This is a genomic window from Ruminiclostridium hungatei, from assembly GCF_002051585.1.
In the GTDB taxonomy this organism is placed as follows: domain Bacteria; phylum Bacillota; class Clostridia; order Acetivibrionales; family DSM-1351; genus Ruminiclostridium; species Ruminiclostridium hungatei.
Window position 1 is genome coordinate 1 of record NZ_MZGX01000054.1, and the last position, 2,692, is coordinate 2,692.

Here is a 2,692-nt window from a genome sequence, read left to right on the forward strand (position 1 = left end):
CTTGGGCTCAGCAGGCAAGCCTCTGAGTTCACCAAACAGCCCCTTCACAAGGAAGCCGGCAATTCCGGCAGCACCCAGGAACTGCTTTATATCCTGCAGTTTTATGCTCCTTATGGTGTTTACAAAATTCATAACTGCTCCCACTTTTCTTAACAACTGCGGAAGTGTGGTAGCCAGCCATTTCACAATCTGGAGCAGCACACTGCCTCCCCCTGTTGCAAAGGCCAGAGCTATTTCAGCAGCTATCTGCGCCGCTTCCAGCAGGACACTGAATACCTTCCTGAAGTCCATAGTCAGGAACTTCTTAATGCCTGCCATAATTGATTTATACAGCTTCTGTATTCCCGCAAACAAGCCGTCCACAGCCTTGGCCATAAAGTTCAGCGCCGCTGTGACTCCTTTTTTAAGTAAGTTTGCAGCCATTTTGTTCATAAGAAAAGGCCTTAACAGAGAGCATATCTCCATTAAGACCGTAGTCTAATGTGTTTTTTAAGCTATTCTTTATTTCAATTTACTTCTTAAATAATCTAGTTTTCCAATGTGATAAGAAAAATCTCTATCTGGAAACAGCTTTGGCAGAAATTCTACAGCAAGCTCTACATCTTTTAATACAATCTCCTTATTAACCCTAATTAAACTTGGAAAATGGTCAGGTATATCAATATAAAAGTATTGCCATCCACGAATCGCACAGCTTGCAATCATTGCTTTAAAATATTCTTCAAGGGATAAATTAATAGGGTAATATACACTATTATCATAGAAATATATTTGAGGAGGAAAATCTCCTGCTTCCCTTAAGAAGCAGCCATATCTTCCATCATCTCCCCATGACTGTTTTTCAAACCAATTTAGTTTTTTTAAAAATTCTAATTCCTTATTGTCAGGTTGATGCTCATTTATAGAATTTGATAAATCCCAAAAATCCGAATCTTGAATTAATGCTTCTCCAAACCCATTAAAATGAAATCCGCCGTAAATAAATTGATTTTCTTCATTTGTATATGACCAACAAGTTGATATTCCTGAAATGTTAAAATATTTCAACTCTACTTCCTTCATGTTAATTTTCCACTTATCATATAACAATGGAATATTTCGTTTTAATAATCTTTCAGGTAATGATAAAAAACTAGTGTTAGTCCAACTCTCTTGAATATCTACTTTAGAACTTGCTAAATTATTAAAAAAGCTATTAAAAATATTAAAGATTTCATCCATCACTTAACCTCCAACTTTTTATTTTTAAGAATATTCTGTTCTAAAATTATTAAGTTATTATCAAAACTATTTAATTTATCCTCCGTAAACTTAGTGTTTGTATCGAGCTTGTTAGTATAATACTTATCCATTAAATCTTGTAAATGATAAAAATTATCAAACCTACCTTTGCCATTCTCCCCAGCTTTTCTTCCATACTTATCTCTTACATAAATTATTTCTTTAGCAAATATTTCAGGTATACCAAATTTATCTCTCAAAAATTCTCTGCCTATTTCATTAATATTATATGTGACATTTTCAACACTTTCAGGCGGCTTTTCTTGATCTAAGGAATATGTCTTTTTATTAATAATCTTATTGTTGATTTTTTCACCTACGCTGATAGTAATTGTTTTCGGGAAATACATTACTGGTTCCTTACCCGAATGGAAAAGTACATCTGCCCGATAATATAGAACTTTTTCCTTAAACATACTTTTAGCCAGTTCTTCTGGGCCAACTGCCATAGCACTATTATTCTTTTTGTTTAAAGGAACTAAATTCCATGCTACTCCGGGTCCATGTAAATGATGATTAAGAAGATGTCCTTTAACCCAGGAATCTTGAACTTTGTTTAGATCCTGAGCATGTCCCCAACCTGGACAACTTTCTTTTGGCGGAAATCCTACAGGTCCTTTTTCTGTTAATGGATTCGCCTCAACCCACATTTGTGTACCTGCTATTCCGCCATGTTCAATCAATGTTTCTGGTACTTCATCCCTATCCTTACCTTCCCCTTTGCTACCTGCCTCCAGACCATAAGCCACTTTCTGCACCCTTGACTGGGTTACCTTTGACTCTGGAGACTGTTCAAGTTCTCTCACCTCTGATTTTACATCTTTTGACATTTGCTTGTCAACCTCTTCATGCATATGGATGTCGGAACCATCACCGCTCGCCATCATTACCACATTTCTGTTCTTGCCCTTTTCCACCCACAGCTCATGCTCCTCGGCACCAAGCCTGAATTTGACCTTTGGCGTAAGCATCTTCTTTATGACTCCTGTTACCTTGGCCGCTCCCGCCGCAATAACCTTTGCACCCAGCCTTTTTATATTCATAAGCCCGAAGGTCATAAGTCTGGTATGCACGCCGCTCTTCAACAGGCCCAGGAAATCTCCTCCGCCCTGGCTCTTGCCGCCTTCCTGGCCGCCCTTCCCGGAGTTCTTTTCCTGTCCCTTGCCGTCTCCGGCATTGCCTGCTTGCCCGCTCTGGCTGCCGCTGCTTCCCGCAAAGCCGGACAGCAGCTTGGAGCCGTTGCCCATGCTTGACATTGCTGACTGCTCCGCATTATCAACCACACCCGTAGCCTGGTCGGTTACCTGCTCTATCATTCCTCCCACTGAATTTACCGGGCCTTCCAAAGGCTTCATTATACTCTGTACGGGACCTGAGCCTGCTATCTTGTCAAACAGCTTGTCCGCAAAGG

At 39.7% G+C, this 2,692-nt stretch carries 1 protein-coding gene and 2 pseudogenes; all 3 read right to left on the reverse strand.

The annotated features are described in order from the left end of the window. A pseudogene (locus CLHUN_RS21360) lies at window positions 1-432 on the reverse strand (hypothetical protein); the annotation flags it as partial. A gap of 69 nt (window positions 433-501) precedes the next feature. Beyond that, window positions 502-1,221: a hypothetical protein gene (locus CLHUN_RS21365; RefSeq protein WP_080066705.1), complete on the reverse strand. Its 720-nt coding sequence runs from the start codon at window positions 1,219-1,221 to the stop codon at window positions 502-504. Then, a pseudogene (locus tag CLHUN_RS21370) lies at window positions 1,221-2,692 on the reverse strand (hypothetical protein); the annotation flags it as partial. The gene CLHUN_RS21365 and the pseudogene CLHUN_RS21370, both read right to left, overlap by 1 nt.

Coding starts and splice junctions, on each gene's coding strand:
- CLHUN_RS21365 (WP_080066705.1), bottom strand. CDS start 1,221: ATGGATGAAATCTTTAATATTTTTAATAGCTTTTTTAATAATTTAGCA.